This window comes from Methylobacter sp., from assembly GCF_036845245.1.
Lineage (GTDB): Bacteria > Pseudomonadota > Gammaproteobacteria > Methylococcales > Methylomonadaceae > Methylobacter_A.
Genome location: NZ_DAIUEH010000032.1, coordinates 41628 through 59594 on the forward strand (window position 1 = coordinate 41628; position 17967 = coordinate 59594).

The window sequence follows — 17967 nt, forward strand, 5'->3', positions numbered from 1 at the left end:
TTAATACCTTCTACTTAAATAGTTTCGCAACGATTATGCAGTCGCGGATGCTTGTTCTGCTTGGATTTGTTTGAGCGCTTCGCGGTAATCGACCGGCATGACTTTAACAAAGCGCGGCAAATAATCCTGCCAATTATCCAGAATATGTTGAGCTCTGGCGCTGTTGGTATAACGCTTATGATTTTCGATGAAGTGCTTTAAGCGTTGCGCATCATAACGGGTCATATCGGACATCAGGTGAACCCGGCCATGGGTTTCCATGTCGCCACCCTGATGAGCGATTGCTTCCAGCGTGTCATCTTCGGCAGGGATAGGTTCAAGTTCAACCATGGCCATGTTGCAACGTTTTTCAAAGCTGCGGTCTTCGTCCAGCACATAAGCCACACCGCCCGACATACCGGCCGCAAAATTGCGCCCGGTTTGCCCGAGCACGACCACTACACCGCCGGTCATGTATTCGCAGCCATGATCGCCAACGCCTTCGACAACTGTGATAGCGCCAGAGTTACGCACGGCAAAACGTTCACCCGCAACGCCGCTGAAATAACATTCGCCACTGACGGCGCCATATAGCACAGTGTTGCCGACGATAATGTTTTCAGCAGGATTAATCGGGCAATCCTTAGGCTGGTAAATGGCGATACGACCGCCGCTCATGCCTTTGCCGACATAATCATTGCCTTCGCCTTCAAGCTCGATGCTGATGCCTTGAGCCAAAAATGCGCCGAAGCTTTGTCCGGCGGTACCTTTGACACGAATCGCAATGGTGTCTTCAGGCAAGCCTTTATGTCCGTAACGTTTAGCGACTTCACCGGATAGCATCGCGCCGAAAGTGCGGTTAATATTGTGTATAGGCGTATCGATGACTACCGCTTGTCCATTTTGCAGCGCAGGCTGAGCCTGGGCAATCAAGGTATGATCCAATGCCTGATCCAAGCCGTGATCCTGGCGTTCAGTGTTATAAACAGCGGTTGCACCATCAATTTCGGGTTTATAGAAAACCCGGCTAAAGTCCAGTCCTTGCGTTTTCCAATGGTTCAGTGAGCGCTGCATGTCCAGCTTGTCCGAGCGTCCGATCATTTCATTGAAGCTGCGGAAGCCCAGTTTTGCCATCCACTGACGCACATCTTCCGCGACCATGAAGAAATAATTGACCACATGCTCAGGTTGTCCGGTAAAACGCTTACGCAGTTCAGGATCTTGCGTTGCGACTCCGACCGGGCAAGTGTTCAAATGGCATTTACGCATCATTAAACAACCCGACACGATTAGTGGTGCAGTGGCGAAGCCGAATTCATCCGCGCCTAATAATGCGCCGATGATCACATCGCGTCCGGTGCGTAATCCGCCATCAACCTGTACGGCGATGCGGCCGCGCAGTTTGTTGAGTACCAGTGTTTGATGAGTTTCGGCCAAGCCGATTTCCCATGGCAAACCTGCATGCTTAATGGAAGTCATCGGGCTTGCGCCGGTGCCGCCGTCATAGCCGGAAATGGTGACATGGTCCGCGTGGGCTTTGGAAACGCCCGCCGCAACAGTGCCGACGCCGACTTCAGATACCAGTTTAACGCTGATTCTTGCCTCGGGATTGACGTTTTTCAAATCATGGATCAGCTGAGCCAAATCCTCAATCGAATAAATGTCATGGTGCGGCGGTGGCGAAATCAAGCCTACGCCGCGCGTGGAATGGCGCACTCTGGCGATAACCGCATCGACTTTATGGCCGGGCAGCTGTCCGCCTTCGCCGGGTTTCGCACCTTGGCTGACTTTTATCTGAATGTCGTCGGCATTGACGAGGTATTCGGTGGTTACACCGAAACGGCCGGAAGCCACTTGTTTAATCGCCGAACGCATCGAATCGCCGTTGGGCAAGGTTTTGAAGCGTTCTGGAAGTTCTCCGCCTTCGCCGGTGTTGGATTTGCCGCCGATACGATTCATCGCAATGGCCAAATTAGTATGCGCTTCGTAAGAAATTGAACCGAACGACATCGCGCCGGTTGCAAAACGCTTGACGATGTCGGCTGCCGATTCCACTTCGTCCAATGGCACAGGTGTTGCATCTTCCTTGAACGACATCAAGCCGCGCAAGGTCAGCAAGGCTTCGTTTTGTTCATCGATCAAGCGGCAAAATTCAGCGTATTTTTCATAGCTGTTGCTGCGCGTTGCGTGTTGCAAGGTGCTGATGGTGGCAGGCGTCCAAGTATGCGCTTCGCCGCGCAGACGGTACGCGTATTCCCCGCCAATATCCAGGGCATCGCGATATAACGGCGCATTGCCGAAAGCAATGCGGTGGCGACGAGTCGTTTCTTCGCTGATTTCGGCTAAACCGACGCCTTCGACAGTGCTGGTAGTGCCGGTGAAGTAACGATCCAGAAACGGTTCCGCCAAACCGATCGCATTAAAAATTTGCGCGCCGCAATAAGACTGATATGTCGAAATGCCCATTTTGGACATGACTTTAAGCAGGCCTTTGGAGATCGCCTTGATATAACGTTTGTGCGCTTCATATTCGCTGAGGTCGGCGATATCTTGGCTTAGCCCGGACAGCGTGTCGAACGCCAGATAAGGGTTAACCGCTTCCGCACCGTAGGCGGCCAACAGCGCAAAATGATGAACCTCGCGCGCTTCGCCGGTTTCGACAACCAGCCCTACTTTAGTGCGCAGGCCTTCGCGGGTCAGGTAGTGATGCACGGCGGAAGTTGCCAACAGGGCGGGGATGGCAATATGTGCAATATCCAGGTCACGGTCGGACAGTGCCAGGATATTGTTGCCTTCTTCAACAGCCTGTTTTGCTGCAAGACATAGTTTATCGAGTGCCGCTTCCATGCCGCTTGCACCCAAGTCTGAGGGATAGCAAAGCGTCAGGGTTTTGGTCTTGAATACACCGCCGGTGCGCGTTTCGATGCGACGAATTTTTTCCAAATCCTGATTGGTCAAAATGGGCTGTTCCACTTCCAGGCGCATGTGGGTTCCGCCTTCGTCCAGACCCAATAAATTGGGCCGCGGGCCGATCAGGGAAACCAGAGACATGACCAATTCTTCGCGAATAGGATCAATAGCCGGGTTGGTGACCTGGGCAAAGCCTTGCTTGAAATAATCGTACAGCATACGCGAACGTTGCGATAGCACGGCCAACGCTGTATCAATACCCATCGAACTGATCGGTTCCTGTCCGGTTTGTGCAATCGGTTTCAGGATGAATTCAATATCTTCTCGGGTATAACCGAATGCTTGCTGTCTATCTAGAAGGGTGTGCGCATCTGGTGCCATTGCGGAAATTTCGGCAGGCAGTTCGGATAGCAGAATTTGAGTTTTGCTCAGCCATTCGGAATAAGGGTGGCACGCCGACAAATTGGCTTTCAATTCCGCATCATCAATAATGCGGCCTTGTTCGGTATCGATCAGTAGCATTTTGCCTGGCTGCAAACGCCATTTTTTGATGATTTTGTGCTGGGGAACTTCCAATACGCCCATTTCCGATGCCATGATGACGAAGTCGTCATCGGTAACCAGATAACGTGCAGGACGCAAACCGTTGCGATCGAGAGTTGCGCCAATTTGGCGGCCATCGGTGAAGGCAATGGCTGCCGGGCCATCCCATGGTTCCATCAGGGCTGCGTTGTACTCATAAAATGCGCGCAGTTTTTCATCCATTAACACGTTACCAGCCCATGCTTCGGGGATTAGTAACATCATCGCATGAGCGAGTGAATAGCCGCCCGCTACCAGCAACTCGAGCGCATTATCGAAACATGCCGAATCCGATTGCTCTTCGTTAATTAACGGCCACAATTTATACATGTCGTCGCCCAATACTTTGGACGCGATGGAATGGCGACGTGCCGCCATGCCGTTAACATTGCCGCGCAAGGTGTTGATTTCGCCGTTATGGGCGATGAGGCGGAAAGGATGCGCCAGATCCCATGTCGGGAAGGTGTTGGTGGAAAAACGCTGATGCACCAACGCCAAGGCGCTGATCATGCGCTCATCGTTCAAGTCGGCATAAAACGATCCGACTTGGTCGGCCAGCAGCATCCCTTTGTAGACTATGGTCCGAGATGATAAAGAGGGGATATAAAAAGCGTGGCCATGATCGAGATTTAAATCGCGGACAGCGTTTTCGACTTGTTTGCGAATTACGAACAGCTTGCGTTCGAAAGCGTCCTGGTCAGCGCAAGCTTTACCGCGTCCAATAAAAATTTGTCGTATGAAAGGTTCAACCAATTTTACTGATTCGCCCAGTGTGCGGTTATCAACCGGCACGTCGCGCCAGCCTAACAACTCCACTTTTTCCTGTGCAATAATTTCGGTTAACAATTTTTCGCAGGTGTTTCGATTGGCCGCGTCACGCGGCAAAAATACCATACCTGCCGCATAATCACCAGCTGGCGGAAGGGATATGCTTAATTTATCGCATTCTCCACGCAAAAAAGCATCAGGCATTTGAATCAAAATACCAGCGCCATCGCCCGCATGTATGTCAGCGCCAACTGCGCCGCGGTGGGTCAGGTTTTTAAGTAATTCCAAGCCCTGACGTACGATTTCATGGCTTTTTTGACCTTTTATATGAACAATAAAACCCACGCCGCATGCATCATGTTCATTGCGTGGATCATATAAACCCTGTCTGGTCGGTAGCGTACTTTGACTCATTGTCACCTCTAAAAAATATTACAAAAGGGTTGTTATCCTCTAACTTAATAACCCTCGTTCCGCACCCGCTCTGATGGGAACATCAGAGGTCGCGGTACGGCAAAACCAGTTAATTATACGGATGACGGGCAGTTCTGTCACGCAGTCTTTTAGCGCCCGCACCAGCAATGAGTTGGCATATTGTTCGCTGATATAGTTTGATTGTGCCCTTTGGTTACGTCATTAATGGAGGTATTTTGGCGGTTCTTTAAATAGATGTGGTATCTTGCCGCTCTGTCATTTTAATGGTTGATTATTCCCATTAATATCTCATCGATTTTTGCAAGCCAGCTTGGTTCGTTAAGAGGCATTACAATTATCTTAAGTGAGTTCATATCATATTATTGGTTAATTATGAAAGAAAATTTTGATGTTGTGGTTGTAGGGGGGGGTATGGTTGGGGCTGCTGTTGCCTGTAGTCTCGGTGGGAGTTTGTTGAAAGTTGCGGTGATTGAGAGTGTGCCACCACAGGCTTTTGCTCCCGAGCAGCCGCATGACTTAAGGGTTTCCGCGCTCAGTATTGCATCAAAAAATATACTTGAAACTGTGGGCGCATGGGGCGGTGTTGTTAATCGCAGGTTATGCCCGTTTCGCAGAATGCGGGTTTGGGAAACCGCAGGAGATACCGAGTTTTGTAGCGATGATATTAACTATCCTGAATTGGGTTTTATCGTTGAAAACAGGGTGACTCAGCTGGCGTTATTGGAGCGTTTGCGGGATTTTGCCAATGTTGAGCTGATATGTCCGGCTACCATTAATAAAATTGACTATTCGGTGGGCAGGTTACCCGAAGTGGAGTTGGGGGATGGTAGGGTTTTGTCAGCAAAAGTATTGGTGGCTGCGGATGGCGGTCAATCCAGAGTCAGGCAAACGGTGGGATTGGGAGTGTCCAGTTGGGATTATAATCAGCATGCGCTGGTAATTTATATTGAAACGGATTATGGGCAGCAGGATATAACCTGGCAGCGTTTTGTGCCTAGTGGTCCGCAAGCCTTTTTGCCGCTAACCGGCCATTATGGTTCTATAGTCTGGTACAACTCTCCGGATGAAGTGTGCCGGTTGAAGTCATTATCCAGCGAAGATTTGCTGCGCGAATTGACGTCAACTTTTCCTGATTGCCTGGGTAAGGTTAATGCAATTTTAGGTACGGCAAGCTTTCCGTTAAAGCGCCAGCATGCGCAAAGCTATGTTAAACCCGGTGTGGTTTTGGTTGGCGATGCAGCACACATGATTAATCCGTTGGCGGGACAGGGGGTTAATATCGGTTTGTTGGATGCTGCGGCATTGGCTGAGGTGCTGATTGACGCAGGCAGGCAGGGGCGTGATCCCGGCGATTTAGCAGTTTTAAGGCGCTATGAAAAAATGCGACGTAATGAAAATTTGAAAATGATGACAGTAATGGATGTTTTTTATCGAGTCTTCAGTAATCAAGTTGTGCCGGTGAAGTTTTTACGTAACTTAGGGTTAGGTTTGGCTGAGCGTATTTTACCTGCTAAAAATAAGGTGATGCGCAGTGCGATGGGGTTGGACGGTAATTTGCCCAAGCTTGCGCGGGGTGAGTCGATTATTTAATTAAAAAGATATTGGTTTGTTGTGTTGTCGGATTCCGACAATAATTTTTGGTGTTCGATATCTGGTTGTCTGCATCGGTTGCATTGGAATAATTATTTTTTTAAACTTTATCTTTTAAGTGATTCTAATAGTGAGTGTAAGCGGTTATGGAAAGAAGGCTTTATCAAAGGATTCCAGTGCAAGTTTCTGCTATTGTCACTACCGGGGATGGTGTGCGTATTAAGGTTATTGCTGTAGATGTATCCAGTGGTGGGCTAGGTGTCGAGTGTAATATCAGGCAGCGTAACATGATTACTCCCGGTGGGAGTTTTGTTCGCGACGGCAAGCCGGTGTCGGTGTTTGTTGATTTGAATCTGTCTGACGACGACGGTCAGCCATCTAAAATAGTAGCACGGTGTCATGTGGTTTTTTCGCGGCGTATGTCTAATGATCAATGTAAAATTGGGCTGCGCTATGCTGATATTGAAAATGACGGCTATGAATGGCTTGTTCGATTCATTAAAAAAAAACTGGTATCTAATAAATAGCGGATGAGTATTGGCTTGTGGGGGTGTGTTAGTAAGTATCTTTCCGAAGTCGCTGTATTACCCTGTCGTGCCCAGCATTTTTAAAATTTCTTCACGTATTTGTTCCTGTTTGTCGGGATCTGTAATCGGTTGCGATTGGTTGTCGGTGATATAAAACATGTCTTCGGCCCGGCTGCCAATGGTCGTTATCTTTGCGCTGTGCAGGTGGATGTCTTTTTTTACAAACGCACGTCCTATTTTCGATAAAAGTCCGGCATGATCCGTGGTGATAAGCTCAATAATCGTGTTCCTGTTTAAAGGGTCGGCATGAAATTGAATGCTGGTAGGGATAGGAAAATGTTTGGCCTGTCTTGATTGGCGATGAATATTTTTGTGTTTTTTTACTTCACGCAGAAGCAGATTATTACGGAGGACGGTGCAAATATGCACTTCCCTGAACAATTCATTGATCGGTTTTCCCGACTGCTCAAGAACTAGGAAGCTGTTAAGCACATAGTCATCGGTTGTAGTCATAATCCGGGCGTCAAGAATCGTGAGTCCGAGTTGGTCGAGAGTGGCTGTGCTTAGCGAAAAAATAGCTTCTTCATTTTTGGTGTAAACAAAAACTTCCGCGCTGCCGCGTTGAGTTTGCGGACGCAGCAGAACCAGAGGTAGGTCGTCTTCTCTGGATGAGGCAATGGCAATGGTATGCCATGCTATTTCATCAGCTGAATATCTTAAAAAATAGTCATCGCTGGCATGTTGCCAGGATCTGAGGATAACCGGTTCGGATATGCCTAGTTTAATTAACTCGTCTTTTGCTTCTTTTTTGTTTTCGAGCAGGCGGTCCGCCAATGCTACCGGATTTTGCAAGCCTCTGTGTAATGCGCTATAGGTTACTGAATAAAGTTCTTTGAGCAGGGCATCTTTCCATGCGTTCCAAAGTTCAGGGTTGGTGGCGCGAATGTCGGCCACGGTCAGCAGGTATAAATAGTTCAGGTATTCGATGCTGCCAACGGTCTGGGCGAATTGATGAATCACATCCGGATCACCGATGTCTTTTCGTTGTGCTGTCATCGACATAACCAGGTGATTGCGCACCAGCCAGCAGATCAGGTTGGTGTCGTGGTGAGAAAGATCGTGCTGAATGCAGAATTCCCTGGCGATTTCTTCGCCAATGGTGGAATGGTCGCCGTTCCTGCCTTTGGCTATGTCATGAAATAGCGCGGCAAGATACAATATTTCCGGCTTTGAAATCAGCAGGAAAATATCATTGCAGAACGGCAGTTCGTCAAAGTGTTTTTCTAAGGCGAAGCGGCGTAAGTTGCGGATAACGAAAAGCGTATGTTCGTCCACAGTGTAAATATGAAACAGGTCATATTGCATGCGGGCGACAATATTGGCAAAGCAAGGGATATAGGCGGCTAAAACACCATAGCGGTTCATTCGCCTTAATTGATCTGTAATGCCTCGCGGTTGGCGGAATGCTTCTATAAAAAGGCGGTTGGCGTCTTTATTCTTGCGGAATTTGTCGTCGATTAAATGCAGGCTTTTGCGAATCAAACGTATGGTTGTTGCCCTGACGCCTTTGATTGATGAATTCTGTTCTAGAACCAGGAAGAGTTCCAGCAAAGCAAGTGGATATCGTTCGAAAAGCTTGTCATCAATGACTTCGAGGTAGCCGTTGACGACGACAAATTTGTCGTTAGGCGGAATTAATTTGTAAGTAAGTTCTCCGGAAACGAAACGTTCATTGAATAATTGCAGCAGCATTTCATTGAGGCGCTCAAGTCCAAGCACCGTTTTAAAGTAAAACTGCATGAATTGTTCGACATCCTGGTTGTATTCCTGATGTTCGGTGCTGAATCCAAATTGCTGGGCAAGATCGCGTTGATAATCAAAAATCAGTCGATCTTCGCATCGATTGGTTAAAAGATGCAGTGCATAACGAATTCGCCAAAGTACTTCAAGCGCGGCAACCAATTCCAAGTATTCGGACTCAGGCAAAAATCCGTATTTAATGAGTTCCTTGAGTGTTGATGAGTTGTAATGGCGTTTGAACACCCAGGCGATGACTTGTCTGTCGCGTAATCCGCCCGGCCCTTCTTTGATATTGGGTTCGAGATTATAGGCTGTGTCATGAAATTTGGCATAGCGTTGCCGTTGCTCTTCCATTTTGGCGGCAAAAAACTGATCCGATGGCCAAATTTTGTCCGGTGCGATTTGTTGATTAAGTGTTTTATGTAACGTGATATTGCCTGTAATCAGCCGGTTTTCCATAAGGCTGGTTATGATGGTTTGGTCGGCTATTGCGGCTTCGATGCATTGCTTGATCGTACGTACGCTTTGTCCGGGTTTTAAGCCGATATCCCAGAGGAAAGTGAAAAAGTTGGATAACGCTTCTTGGTAAAGGGTTATATCCTCTGAATCCAGTAATACGACCAAGTCAATGTCGGAATAGGGAAATAGCTCCCTTCTGCCGTAACCGCCAACGGCGCATAGCGCAAACTGGCCGGCGTATTCGCCAAGAAAATGTTGCCAGCAACAACTCAGGATTTCATCAATAAAATCGGATTTTTCTTTAAGTAAATCTGAAACCGATTTATGAGGATTGAATTTTTGCCGAAGTTCGGTGTCTTTTTGCTTTAACAGCGATTTAAATTGTTGCAGGCTGTCTTTTTTTGCAAAAATGGCTGCATTCATGTTTTTGTTCAAAATATTCACATTTCTTCTTGGCGTAAAGTCAGGATTTCATAGCCGTCGTGGGTTACCAAAATAGTGTGCTCCCATTGGGCGGATAAGCTCCGGTCTTTGGTCACTGCGGTCCAGCCGTCAGCTAATACTTTCATATGTCGTTTGCCGAGATTAATCATCGGCTCAATGGTTAATATCATGCCCGCCTCAAGGACTTCGCCTTCGCCGGCTTTGCCATAATGCAATACTTGCGGTTCTTCGTGGAATTTTTTGCCGATACCATGCCCGCAAAATTCCCTGACTACTGAATAGCGATTGGATTCGGCATGTTTTTGTATGACATGACCGATATCTCCTAGAGTGGCGCCGGGTTTGACCTGCTTGATGCCCAAAAACATAGCTTCCTGGGTTATTTTAACCAGTCGTTTGGCGTGTGCGCTCACTTCGCCGACGCAAAACATTTTGCTGGTGTCGCCGTGATAGTCATCTTTAATAACGGTAATATCAATATTAACAATATCACCGGATTTAAGTTTCTTGTCGCTGGGAATGCCGTGACAGATTTGTTGATTGATCGAAGTGCAAATTGATTTTGGAAAGCCATGATAATTGAGTGGTGCAGGTATGGCTTTTTGCACGTCGACAATATAGTCGTGGCAAATCTGGTTGAGTTCATTGGTGGTAACCCCGGGAACGACATAGGGCTCAATTATTTCTAACACTTCGGCTGCCAGTCTTCCGGCAATCCGCATTTTTTCAATTTCACTTTCGGTTTTAATAGTTATGCTCATAAGAAACAGCTGCAAGGCTAAAAGGATAAGGGCACATTAGGCGCAAACTATAAGTTTTTTAGTCTTATGTTTTCTGCTTTGCGTCTGTGTAATGAGGCTATTTTAACAGAGATCGGCTTGTTGTGAAAAAGTAATTATGGTATAAAGGGAAGTTCATTTTTGAACTAATACTCACACCTATCGTCACGTTTGGAAGGGTGCTGGTGCAACCGTATTTTAAATAATAATGGTTGTTACCGGTTTTCAGGCGGGATAGGTGGAGGCGTAACCCAACTCGAAACAGATGTTTCGAATTTTTTATCTTAGGAGAAATTAATGGCAGCAGTATCTATGCGTCAAATGCTTGAAGCGGGTGTTCATTTTGGACATCAAACTCGTTATTGGAATCCGAAAATGGCTACGTACCTGTTCGGTTCACGTAACAAAATCCATATTATTGATTTGGAAAAAACGCTTCCAATGTTTAATGACGCAATGAATTATCTGGGTCAAATGACAGCAAACAAAGGCACCGTCCTGTTTGTTGGCACCAAAAAAGCAGCACGAAAAGTGGTTGCTGAAGAAGCAGCCCGTTGCGGCATGCCTTATGTCAACCATCGTTGGTTAGGCGGCATGCTGACAAATTTCAAAACCATCAAAAAGTCAATTAATCGTCTTAAAGAATTGGAAGCGATGAAAGCTGATGGTACGCTTTATCAACGTTTTGCCAAGAAAGAAGCGTTAGGTATGGAACGCGAACTTGAAAAGCTGGAGCGCAGTCTGGGTGGAATTAAAGACATGAAAGGCGTTCCTGATGTGATTTTCATATTGGATGTCGGTTATGAGAAGAATGCAATCAGTGAAGCTAAAAAATTAGGCATTCCGGTTGTTGGTATTGTAGATTCCAATAATTCACCGGAAAAAATTGATTACATTATTCCTGGTAATGATGACTCAATTCGTGCAGTTAAACTTTATTGCGAAAGTGTTTCCGCGGCAGTAATGGAAGCTAAATCGGCAGGTTTGGGATTGTCAGCAAAAGTTGATGATTTTGTTGAAGAAGCGTCAGAATAAGTACGGTCTTGTTTTTGCAGGTGTTTCCTGTGAAATGAATGCTTGAAGTTAGGCAAAAAACGCCTCCTCACGGGGGCGTTTTTATAGTTATGAATAATGAGGAAAGACAAAGAATGAGTATTACTATTAGTGCGGCAATGGTTAAGGAACTGCGTGAAAGAACTGCCTCCGGCATGATGGAGTGCAAAAAAGCATTAGTTGAAGCCAATGGCGATATGGAGTTGGCCATTGAGAATATGCGCAAATCCGGTTTAGCCAAGGCCGATAAAAAATCCGATCGCATTGCTGCTGAAGGCATCATCGGCGCCAAGGTCAGTGACGACGGAAAAACTGTAGCGATTGTCGATGTTAACTGTGAGACTGATTTTGTCGCGAAAGCGGATGATTTCGTAAATTTCGTCACTAATGTCACAGCAGCTTTGTTGAATTCCGATATTGAAACAGATGAACAACTGCTGGCAATGAAGTTGGCTGACGGCACGATTGTAGACGAAGTTCGTCGTGGACTGATTGCCAAGTTAGGCGAAAACATTACGGTTAGAAGATTCCAAAAATACCAAACTGCTACCGGCGGTACAGCTTGCTATTTACACGGTAAAAAAATCGGTGTGATCGTTGAATTAGCTAAGGCGGATAGCGAGTTAGGTAAAGACATTGCCATGCATATTGCCGCGAGCAAACCCACTTGTATTTCTGATGAACAAGTACCGGCAGAACTTATTGAGAAAGAAAAAGAAATTTTCTCTGTTCAAGCCGCAGAAAGCGGAAAACCTGCTGACATCATTGAGAAAATGGTAGTGGGTCGCATTAGTAAATTTTTGGCTGAAATCACTTTGTTAGGTCAGCCTTTTATTAAGGACGATAAAGTTACTGTCGGTAAACTAGTCGCTTCAAAAGGTAACAGCGTTATTCGTTTCGCTCGTTTGGAAGTGGGTGAGGGAATTGAGAAGAAAGAAGAAAACTTTGCTGAAGAGGTTATGGCACAAGTTAGAGGCAACTAACGCACTCCTCGGCTAGCTGCCGAGGAATACACATCAATAATAAACACTAACCCCGATAAATTAAAATGACTAATACGATTTGCCAGAGAATTTTACTTAAGTTAAGCGGTGAAGCTTTAATGAGTGAGACCGGTGGTAGTATTGATGCAGATATTGTTAAACGTCTTGCAACTGAAATTAAAGAGTTATGTGATATTGGTCTTCAGGTTGGTTTAGTTATTGGCGGCGGTAATATATTGCGTGGAGCTGAAAAAGCTTCAGAAGGATTGGATAGAGTAACCAGTGACCAAATGGGCATGCTGGCTACCGTAATAAATGCCCTGGCCATGCAGGATGCTTTAGAAGCACATGGGCAGCCGGTCAGGGTGATGTCCGCACTGAAAATCAATCAGGTCTGTGAAGATTATATTCGCCGTCGTGCAATCAGGCATTTGGAGAAAGGCCGGGTTGTGATTTTTGCAGCGGGAACAGGAAACCCTTTTTTCACTACCGATTCGGCAGCCAGTCTCCGGGCGATTGAAATTAATGCCGAGTTGATGATTAAGGCGACTAAAGTCAAAGGCGTTTATTCTGCCGATCCGCAAAAAGACAAAAATGCTAAATTTTATCCACGATTAACTTATGATGAGGCGTTGGATCAGCGTCTAAATGTAATGGACACCACCGCGCTGGTATTATGCCGGGATAATAATGTGCCAATGCGAGTGATGAATATTTTTGAGAAAGGCGCAGTAATGAAACTGATGATGGGCGAAGAGATAGGATCTCTCATTGAACGAGGAACAGATAATGATTAATGATATTCAACAGGACGCTTCAACTCGTATGGGCAAAAGTATTGAATCCCTAAAACATGAATTCTCAAAAATAAGAACGGGCAGAGCTCATCCCAGCTTATTGGATCAAATTAACGTTTCATATTACGGTACCGAGTCTGCATTATCCCAGGTTGCCAATATTGCCGTTGAAGATGCGCGTACTTTGACGATTACTCCGTGGGAAAAAGGCATGGTTCAGGCTATTGAAAAAGCCATTATGAAATCGGATCTGGGTTTAAATCCTGCCACCAACGGGATGACTATTCGGATTCCATTGCCGCCGTTGACTGAAGAGCGTCGTCGTACCTTGGTTAAAGTCGTCAAGAATGAAGCGGAAAATGGCCGTGTTGCGATCAGGAATATTCGTCGTGATGCAAACTCAGCCATAAAAGAGGCCTTAAAGGAAAAAATAATTTCCGAAGATGAGGCCCGTGCGGCTGAAGAAAAAATTCAAAAGTTGACTGATCAGTTTGTAAAAGACGTTGAGAAATTGCTGGAAGCAAAAGAAGCTGATTTACTGTCAATGTGATCGGGATTTAAATAATGCCTACGGATGACGGTAAAAGTTTGGAATCAGTAACCCCCTCTATGGGTTCAACTAATAATCCGCGTCATATCGCCATTATCATGGATGGCAATGGTCGATGGGCTCAGAAAAGATTTATGCCTCGTGCCTTTGGTCACCAAGCCGGGGTTAAGACGGTTCGAAAAATTGTAGAGTACTGCGCCAAGCAAGAAGTTGAGGTCTTGACCTTGTTTGCTTTTAGCAGTGAAAATTGGCGTCGCCCGGAAGAAGAGGTTTCATTGTTAATGGGGTTGTTTATGGCCACACTGCAAAGAGAAATTAACAAGCTTGATCGTAATAATATCCGCTTGCGATTTATCGGTGACAGGACGGCATTTTCCGAGAAGTTACAAGCCAAAATGGCCGAAGGAGAGGCGCAAACCAAAGATAACGATGCTTTAACATTGGTTATCGCGGCAAATTACGGCGGACGCTGGGATATGTGTCAGGCATTTCAGACAGTGGCGGGGAAAATAGCGGCCGGAGAATTGAAAAATCAGGATATCAATGAACAGCTGATCAACCAGTATTTATCAACTGCCGATTTGCCCGAGCCCGATTTATTTATCCGAACAGGCGGTGAACAACGCGTTAGTAATTTTTTGTTATGGCAATTAGCCTATACAGAACTGTATTTTACCTCGACGCTATGGCCGGATTTCGACCAGAATTCACTTCAGGATGCTATCAATAGTTTTAAAACCCGGCAAAGGCGTTTTGGTCATACCGGAGAGCAACTGCTGGATAAATCGATAATTTTAAAATAACTAGCTGGTTTTACCGAAAACTAACACTTACCTCCAACTTCATCTCATAATAATTAAAATGTTACTACAGCGAATTATTACCGCATTAATTCTGGCTCCTCTGATTGTGCTTGCTGTTTTTCAGCTGCCTTCTGAGTACTTTTCATTGCTTATTGGGCTAATCACGCTTTTGGCCGCATGGGAGTGGACTAATCTTGTCAGAATTGATTCGCCGTTTAAACGCGGATTATTTTTAGTTGCGTTGATTCTACCTATGTTGTGGCTGCATTTTTGGACGCAATTTCTGGAACTGGCCGCCCAAGTATTGGATTGGCCTGATGTAAGGGACTATTCAGGCGCTCTGGAATGGCTGGTTACTGCGCCGGTGCTGTTCTGGATATTGGTCATGATATTAATCAGAAACGCTCCTGAGGGTGTTTTAAAGTTGGAAATGAAAGCCCGCTATAAGGCATTGATCGGCTGGCTTATTTTATTGTCGACATGGATGTTCTTGAGCAGGTTAAGAGCTTTTTACGGTTCGGAAATGACGCTGTATTTTCTGATTTTAATTTGGACTGCGGATATTGCCGCCTATTTTTCCGGAAAGAAATTTGGTAAAACCAAGTTGTCTCCTGAGATTAGTCCGGGCAAGACGGTTCAGGGTATGTACGGCGCTTTAATAACAGGTGCTGTTTGGGCTACGGCTTTCATTGGCTATTATGGCTATCGCGATGGTTTTGTCTGGATGAGGATAACCGATTTTATACTGTTGTCTGTATTGACGGTGTTGATTTCTATTTATGGCGACTTGTTTTTTAGCGTGGTCAAACGTCAGCGCGGCGTTAAAGATACGGGTTCAATACTACCCGGTCACGGAGGTCTTCTGGATAGGATTGACAGCCTGATTGCCGCCATTCCGTTTTTTTATGCAGGTATAGTATTGATTGGGCTTATGGCATGAAAGGTATTTGCATACTCGGAGCGACAGGTTCAATTGGCGTCAGTACTTTAGATGTAGTGGCCAGACATTCCAGTCTCTATAAAGTTATCGCATTAACAGCTAATACCAATATTGATACTCTCTATGAACAATGTCTGGAGCACCATCCGGAAGTTGTTGTCGTAGTGGATGAGCATAAGGCTCAAATCTTTGAAGAAAAACTTAAAAACTCAGCAATCGCAGATATCAAAGTATTGTCAGGTGCTGAGGCGCTGGAACATGTTGCAACACTGGACAATGTCGATTCCGTCATGGCCGCCATCGTAGGCGCGGCAGGCTTGTTGCCGAGTCTGGCTGCGGCGAAAGCGGGCAAGACCATATTGCTAGCTAATAAAGAAGCCTTGGTGATGTCGGGTTCAATTTTTATGCAGGCCGTTAGCGATTCGGGAGCGCAGTTACTGCCGATTGATAGTGAGCATAATGCAATATTCCAGTGCATGCCTGCCGGCTATAAAACCGGTGTGCAGGCGAAACAAGCCAGACGCATTTTGTTGACCGCTTCAGGCGGCCCTTTTCGGGAAATGCCTGTTGATCAATTGATTAATGTAACGCCGGCCCAAGCAGTGGCGCATCCTAACTGGGATATGGGCAGGAAGATCTCCGTGGATTCCGCCACGATGATGAATAAGGGCCTTGAGATGATCGAGGCTTGTATTTTATTCGATATGACCCCAGATCAAATCCAAGTGGTCATTCATCCTCAAAGTGTCATCCATTCGATGGTCGATTATGTCGATGGAACAGTATTGGCGCAGATGGGTAATCCTGATATGCGCATACCTATCGCTTATTCAATGGCATGGCCGGAGCGGTTTGATTCGGGCGTTGACCCGTTGAATATTTTTGATGTCGGACGCATGGATTTCCATGAGCCTAATCTGGAACGGTTTCCCTGTCTGCGTCTGGCCTATGAGGCTATTGATGCTGGCGGTATCATGCCGACTGTTTTAAATGCGGCTAATGAAATTGCAGTGGAAGCCTTTTTAAATGAGCATGTTCGTTTTACCGATATTCCGGTTATTATTGAGCGCTGCATGAAGAAATTCGAAGCCAAGGCCGCCGATACGCTGGAAATTATTTTAGACACGGATCAACAGGCCAGATTAATATCTACACAAATTATTGGAGAACTTAATAATTGATGGATTTTCTGCATACACTGTTTTATTTCATAGTTGCCATTAGTGTCCTGGTTTCATTTCATGAATTCGGGCATTTTTGGGTTGCGCGTAAAGCCGGGGTAAAAGTACTTCGGTTTTCTCTCGGCTTCGGCAAGATTTTATGGTCATACCAGAAAAATCCGGATGCGACAGAGTATGTGATATCGGCCATTCCGCTGGGTGGCTATGTCAAGATGGTCGATGAGCGGGAAGGCGAAGTTAAGGAAGCGGACCTGCCGTATGCCTTTAATCGCCAGCCGTTATTTGCCAGAATCGCAATAGTTGCAGCAGGTCCCTTGTTTAATCTGATGCTCGCTGTTGCTTTGTTCTGGAGTGTGCTGGTTATTGGCGAGACAGGCATAAAGCCGATACTCGGTTCGGTAGAACAGGGCACATTAGCCGCAGCCGCAGGCTTTGTCGAAGGCGATGAGATTATCTCGATTGACGACAAAGTGACTCCTACATGGACTGAAGCCATGAGTGTGTTAGTCTCCTCAGCGCTTGACGGGGAACAGAACATAAAAGTTGCGGTAAAAAGCTTTGATGATCAGCAAAATACCAGAACGCTTAAGCTTACTGATAAAGACAATGAAAATCCTGATGTATTGTATCAACGTTTAGGCTTTAAACCCTGGTCTCCGAAATTACAGGCCATCATAGGGAAAGTGCTTCCCGATAGCGCTGCGCTCGTTTCAGGTTTAAAACAAGGCGATCTGATTGTGAGTGCTGACGGCACAATCATGGACGACTGGATGCAATGGGTGACTTATGTAAAAAGCCATCCTGATGTTGCAATAAAGCTTGAAATTGAGCGCGACGGTGTACGTTTACCCGCAACCATTACGCCGAAAAGTGTGGTTGTCGGCAAAAATACCGAGGGTAAAGTCGGTGCTTCAGTTTATATACCGCCAGAGCTGATGAAGTCGGTCAGTGTTGAATATTCTTTGTCGCCGTTAGCCGCGATACCTGTAGCATTCGAAACTACCTATTATTATTCCATTACCAGCTTGAAAATGATGGGCAAGATGCTGGTTGGCAGGGCTTCTGTAGAAAATTTAAGCGGCCCTATCAGTATTGCCCAGTATGCAGGACAGTCCGCGACGATGGGCTTGGTACCCTTTTTAAAATATATGGCTTTGGTCAGCGTCAGTTTAGGCATATTAAATTTATTACCGATTCCGGTGCTTGATGGTGGGCACTTGCTATTCTTTGCTCTGGAAGGCGTTAAAGGCAGTCCTGTTTCGGAGAGGGCGCAAATTTTCTTTCAACAAATCGGTATTGCATTGCTCGTGTCATTGATGGCATTAGCCATGTTTTTGGATGTTGAGCGCTTATTTCAATAAATCAGGAATAAACGGGTAAAGGGCAA

13 protein-coding genes are annotated in these 17967 nt (G+C 46.0%); 10 read left to right on the forward strand and 3 right to left on the reverse strand.

Annotated elements, in window-relative coordinates; all coding sequences use genetic code 11:
* Nucleotides 1–33: 33 nt before the first annotated feature.
* Nucleotides 34–4653, reverse strand: coding sequence for a glutamate synthase large subunit (gene gltB / locus V7051_RS14820; protein WP_333876236.1), 4620 nt, complete (start codon nucleotides 4651–4653; stop codon nucleotides 34–36).
* A gap of 393 nt (nucleotides 4654–5046) precedes the next feature.
* Between gltB and V7051_RS14825 the strand changes: the two genes are divergently transcribed.
* Nucleotides 5047–6264: a UbiH/UbiF/VisC/COQ6 family ubiquinone biosynthesis hydroxylase gene (locus tag V7051_RS14825; protein WP_333876238.1), complete on the forward strand. Its 1218-nt coding sequence runs from the start codon at nucleotides 5047–5049 to the stop codon at nucleotides 6262–6264.
* 146 nt (nucleotides 6265–6410) lie between these two features.
* Entirely contained in the window at nucleotides 6411–6791 is a 381-nt protein-coding gene (locus V7051_RS14830) for a PilZ domain-containing protein (protein WP_333876239.1), read from the forward strand.
* Between the two features lie 57 nt (nucleotides 6792–6848).
* Here V7051_RS14830 and glnD read toward each other — a convergent pair whose 3' ends face one another.
* Nucleotides 6849–9473, reverse strand: a complete 2625-nt coding sequence (glnD, locus tag V7051_RS14835) for a [protein-PII] uridylyltransferase (RefSeq protein WP_333876240.1) — start codon at nucleotides 9471–9473, stop codon at nucleotides 6849–6851.
* A 17-nt stretch (nucleotides 9474–9490) separates the two neighbouring features.
* Nucleotides 9491–10255: a type I methionyl aminopeptidase gene (gene map / locus V7051_RS14840; RefSeq protein ID WP_333876242.1), complete on the reverse strand. Its 765-nt coding sequence runs from the start codon at nucleotides 10253–10255 to the stop codon at nucleotides 9491–9493.
* A gap of 315 nt (nucleotides 10256–10570) precedes the next feature.
* On the opposite strand from map, the gene rpsB reads away from it, so the two are divergent.
* The 8 genes from rpsB (at nucleotide 10571) to rseP (ending at nucleotide 17941) form a co-directional block, all read left to right on the forward strand.
* Nucleotides 10571–11308 (forward strand): 30S ribosomal protein S2, encoded by a 738-nt coding sequence (rpsB, locus tag V7051_RS14845; RefSeq protein WP_333876244.1) that lies wholly within the window; start codon nucleotides 10571–10573, stop codon nucleotides 11306–11308.
* Nucleotides 11309–11421: 113 nt separating this feature from the next.
* Nucleotides 11422–12309 (forward strand): translation elongation factor Ts, encoded by an 888-nt coding sequence (gene tsf / locus V7051_RS14850; RefSeq protein ID WP_333876246.1) that lies wholly within the window; start codon nucleotides 11422–11424, stop codon nucleotides 12307–12309.
* 65 nt (nucleotides 12310–12374) lie between these two features.
* The gene (pyrH, locus tag V7051_RS14855) at nucleotides 12375–13106 is read left to right on the forward strand and encodes a UMP kinase (RefSeq protein WP_333876248.1); all 732 of its coding nucleotides are present in this window, start codon (nucleotides 12375–12377) and stop codon (nucleotides 13104–13106) included.
* Nucleotides 13099–13656, forward strand: a complete 558-nt coding sequence (frr, locus tag V7051_RS14860; protein ID WP_333876250.1) for a ribosome recycling factor — start codon at nucleotides 13099–13101, stop codon at nucleotides 13654–13656. Before pyrH ends, frr begins: the two co-directional genes overlap by 8 nt.
* 14 nt (nucleotides 13657–13670) lie before the next feature.
* A complete protein-coding gene (locus tag V7051_RS14865; RefSeq protein WP_333876252.1) occupies nucleotides 13671–14459 on the forward strand; it encodes an isoprenyl transferase in 789 nt (262 codons plus the stop codon).
* Between the two features lie 58 nt (nucleotides 14460–14517).
* The gene (locus V7051_RS14870; protein WP_333876254.1) at nucleotides 14518–15399 is read left to right on the forward strand and encodes a phosphatidate cytidylyltransferase; all 882 of its coding nucleotides are present in this window, start codon (nucleotides 14518–14520) and stop codon (nucleotides 15397–15399) included.
* On the forward strand, nucleotides 15396–16580 hold the full coding sequence (gene ispC, locus V7051_RS14875; protein WP_333876255.1) for a 1-deoxy-D-xylulose-5-phosphate reductoisomerase: 1185 nt from the start codon (nucleotides 15396–15398) through the stop codon (nucleotides 16578–16580). The genes V7051_RS14870 and ispC overlap by 4 nt, the downstream gene beginning before the upstream one ends.
* Complete coding sequence (gene rseP / locus V7051_RS14880) at nucleotides 16580–17941, forward strand: RIP metalloprotease RseP (RefSeq protein WP_333876270.1); 1362 nt, start codon at nucleotides 16580–16582, stop codon at nucleotides 17939–17941. Before ispC ends, rseP begins: the two co-directional genes overlap by 1 nt.
* Nucleotides 17942–17967 lie beyond the last annotated feature (26 nt).

Coding starts and splice junctions, on each gene's coding strand:
- V7051_RS14825 (WP_333876238.1), top strand. CDS start 5,047: ATGAAAGAAAATTTTGATGTTGTGGTTGTAGGGGGGGGTATGGTTGGG.
- ispC (WP_333876255.1), top strand. CDS start 15,396: ATGAAAGGTATTTGCATACTCGGAGCGACAGGTTCAATTGGCGTCAGT.
- gltB (WP_333876236.1), bottom strand. CDS start 4,653: ATGAGTCAAAGTACGCTACCGACCAGACAGGGTTTATATGATCCACGC.
- pyrH (WP_333876248.1), top strand. CDS start 12,375: ATGACTAATACGATTTGCCAGAGAATTTTACTTAAGTTAAGCGGTGAA.
- map (WP_333876242.1), bottom strand. CDS start 10,255: ATGAGCATAACTATTAAAACCGAAAGTGAAATTGAAAAAATGCGGATT.
- tsf (WP_333876246.1), top strand. CDS start 11,422: ATGAGTATTACTATTAGTGCGGCAATGGTTAAGGAACTGCGTGAAAGA.
- V7051_RS14870 (WP_333876254.1), top strand. CDS start 14,518: ATGTTACTACAGCGAATTATTACCGCATTAATTCTGGCTCCTCTGATT.
- frr (WP_333876250.1), top strand. CDS start 13,099: ATGATTAATGATATTCAACAGGACGCTTCAACTCGTATGGGCAAAAGT.
- V7051_RS14865 (WP_333876252.1), top strand. CDS start 13,671: ATGCCTACGGATGACGGTAAAAGTTTGGAATCAGTAACCCCCTCTATG.
- glnD (WP_333876240.1), bottom strand. CDS start 9,473: ATGAATGCAGCCATTTTTGCAAAAAAAGACAGCCTGCAACAATTTAAA.
- V7051_RS14830 (WP_333876239.1), top strand. CDS start 6,411: ATGGAAAGAAGGCTTTATCAAAGGATTCCAGTGCAAGTTTCTGCTATT.
- rpsB (WP_333876244.1), top strand. CDS start 10,571: ATGGCAGCAGTATCTATGCGTCAAATGCTTGAAGCGGGTGTTCATTTT.
- rseP (WP_333876270.1), top strand. CDS start 16,580: ATGGATTTTCTGCATACACTGTTTTATTTCATAGTTGCCATTAGTGTC.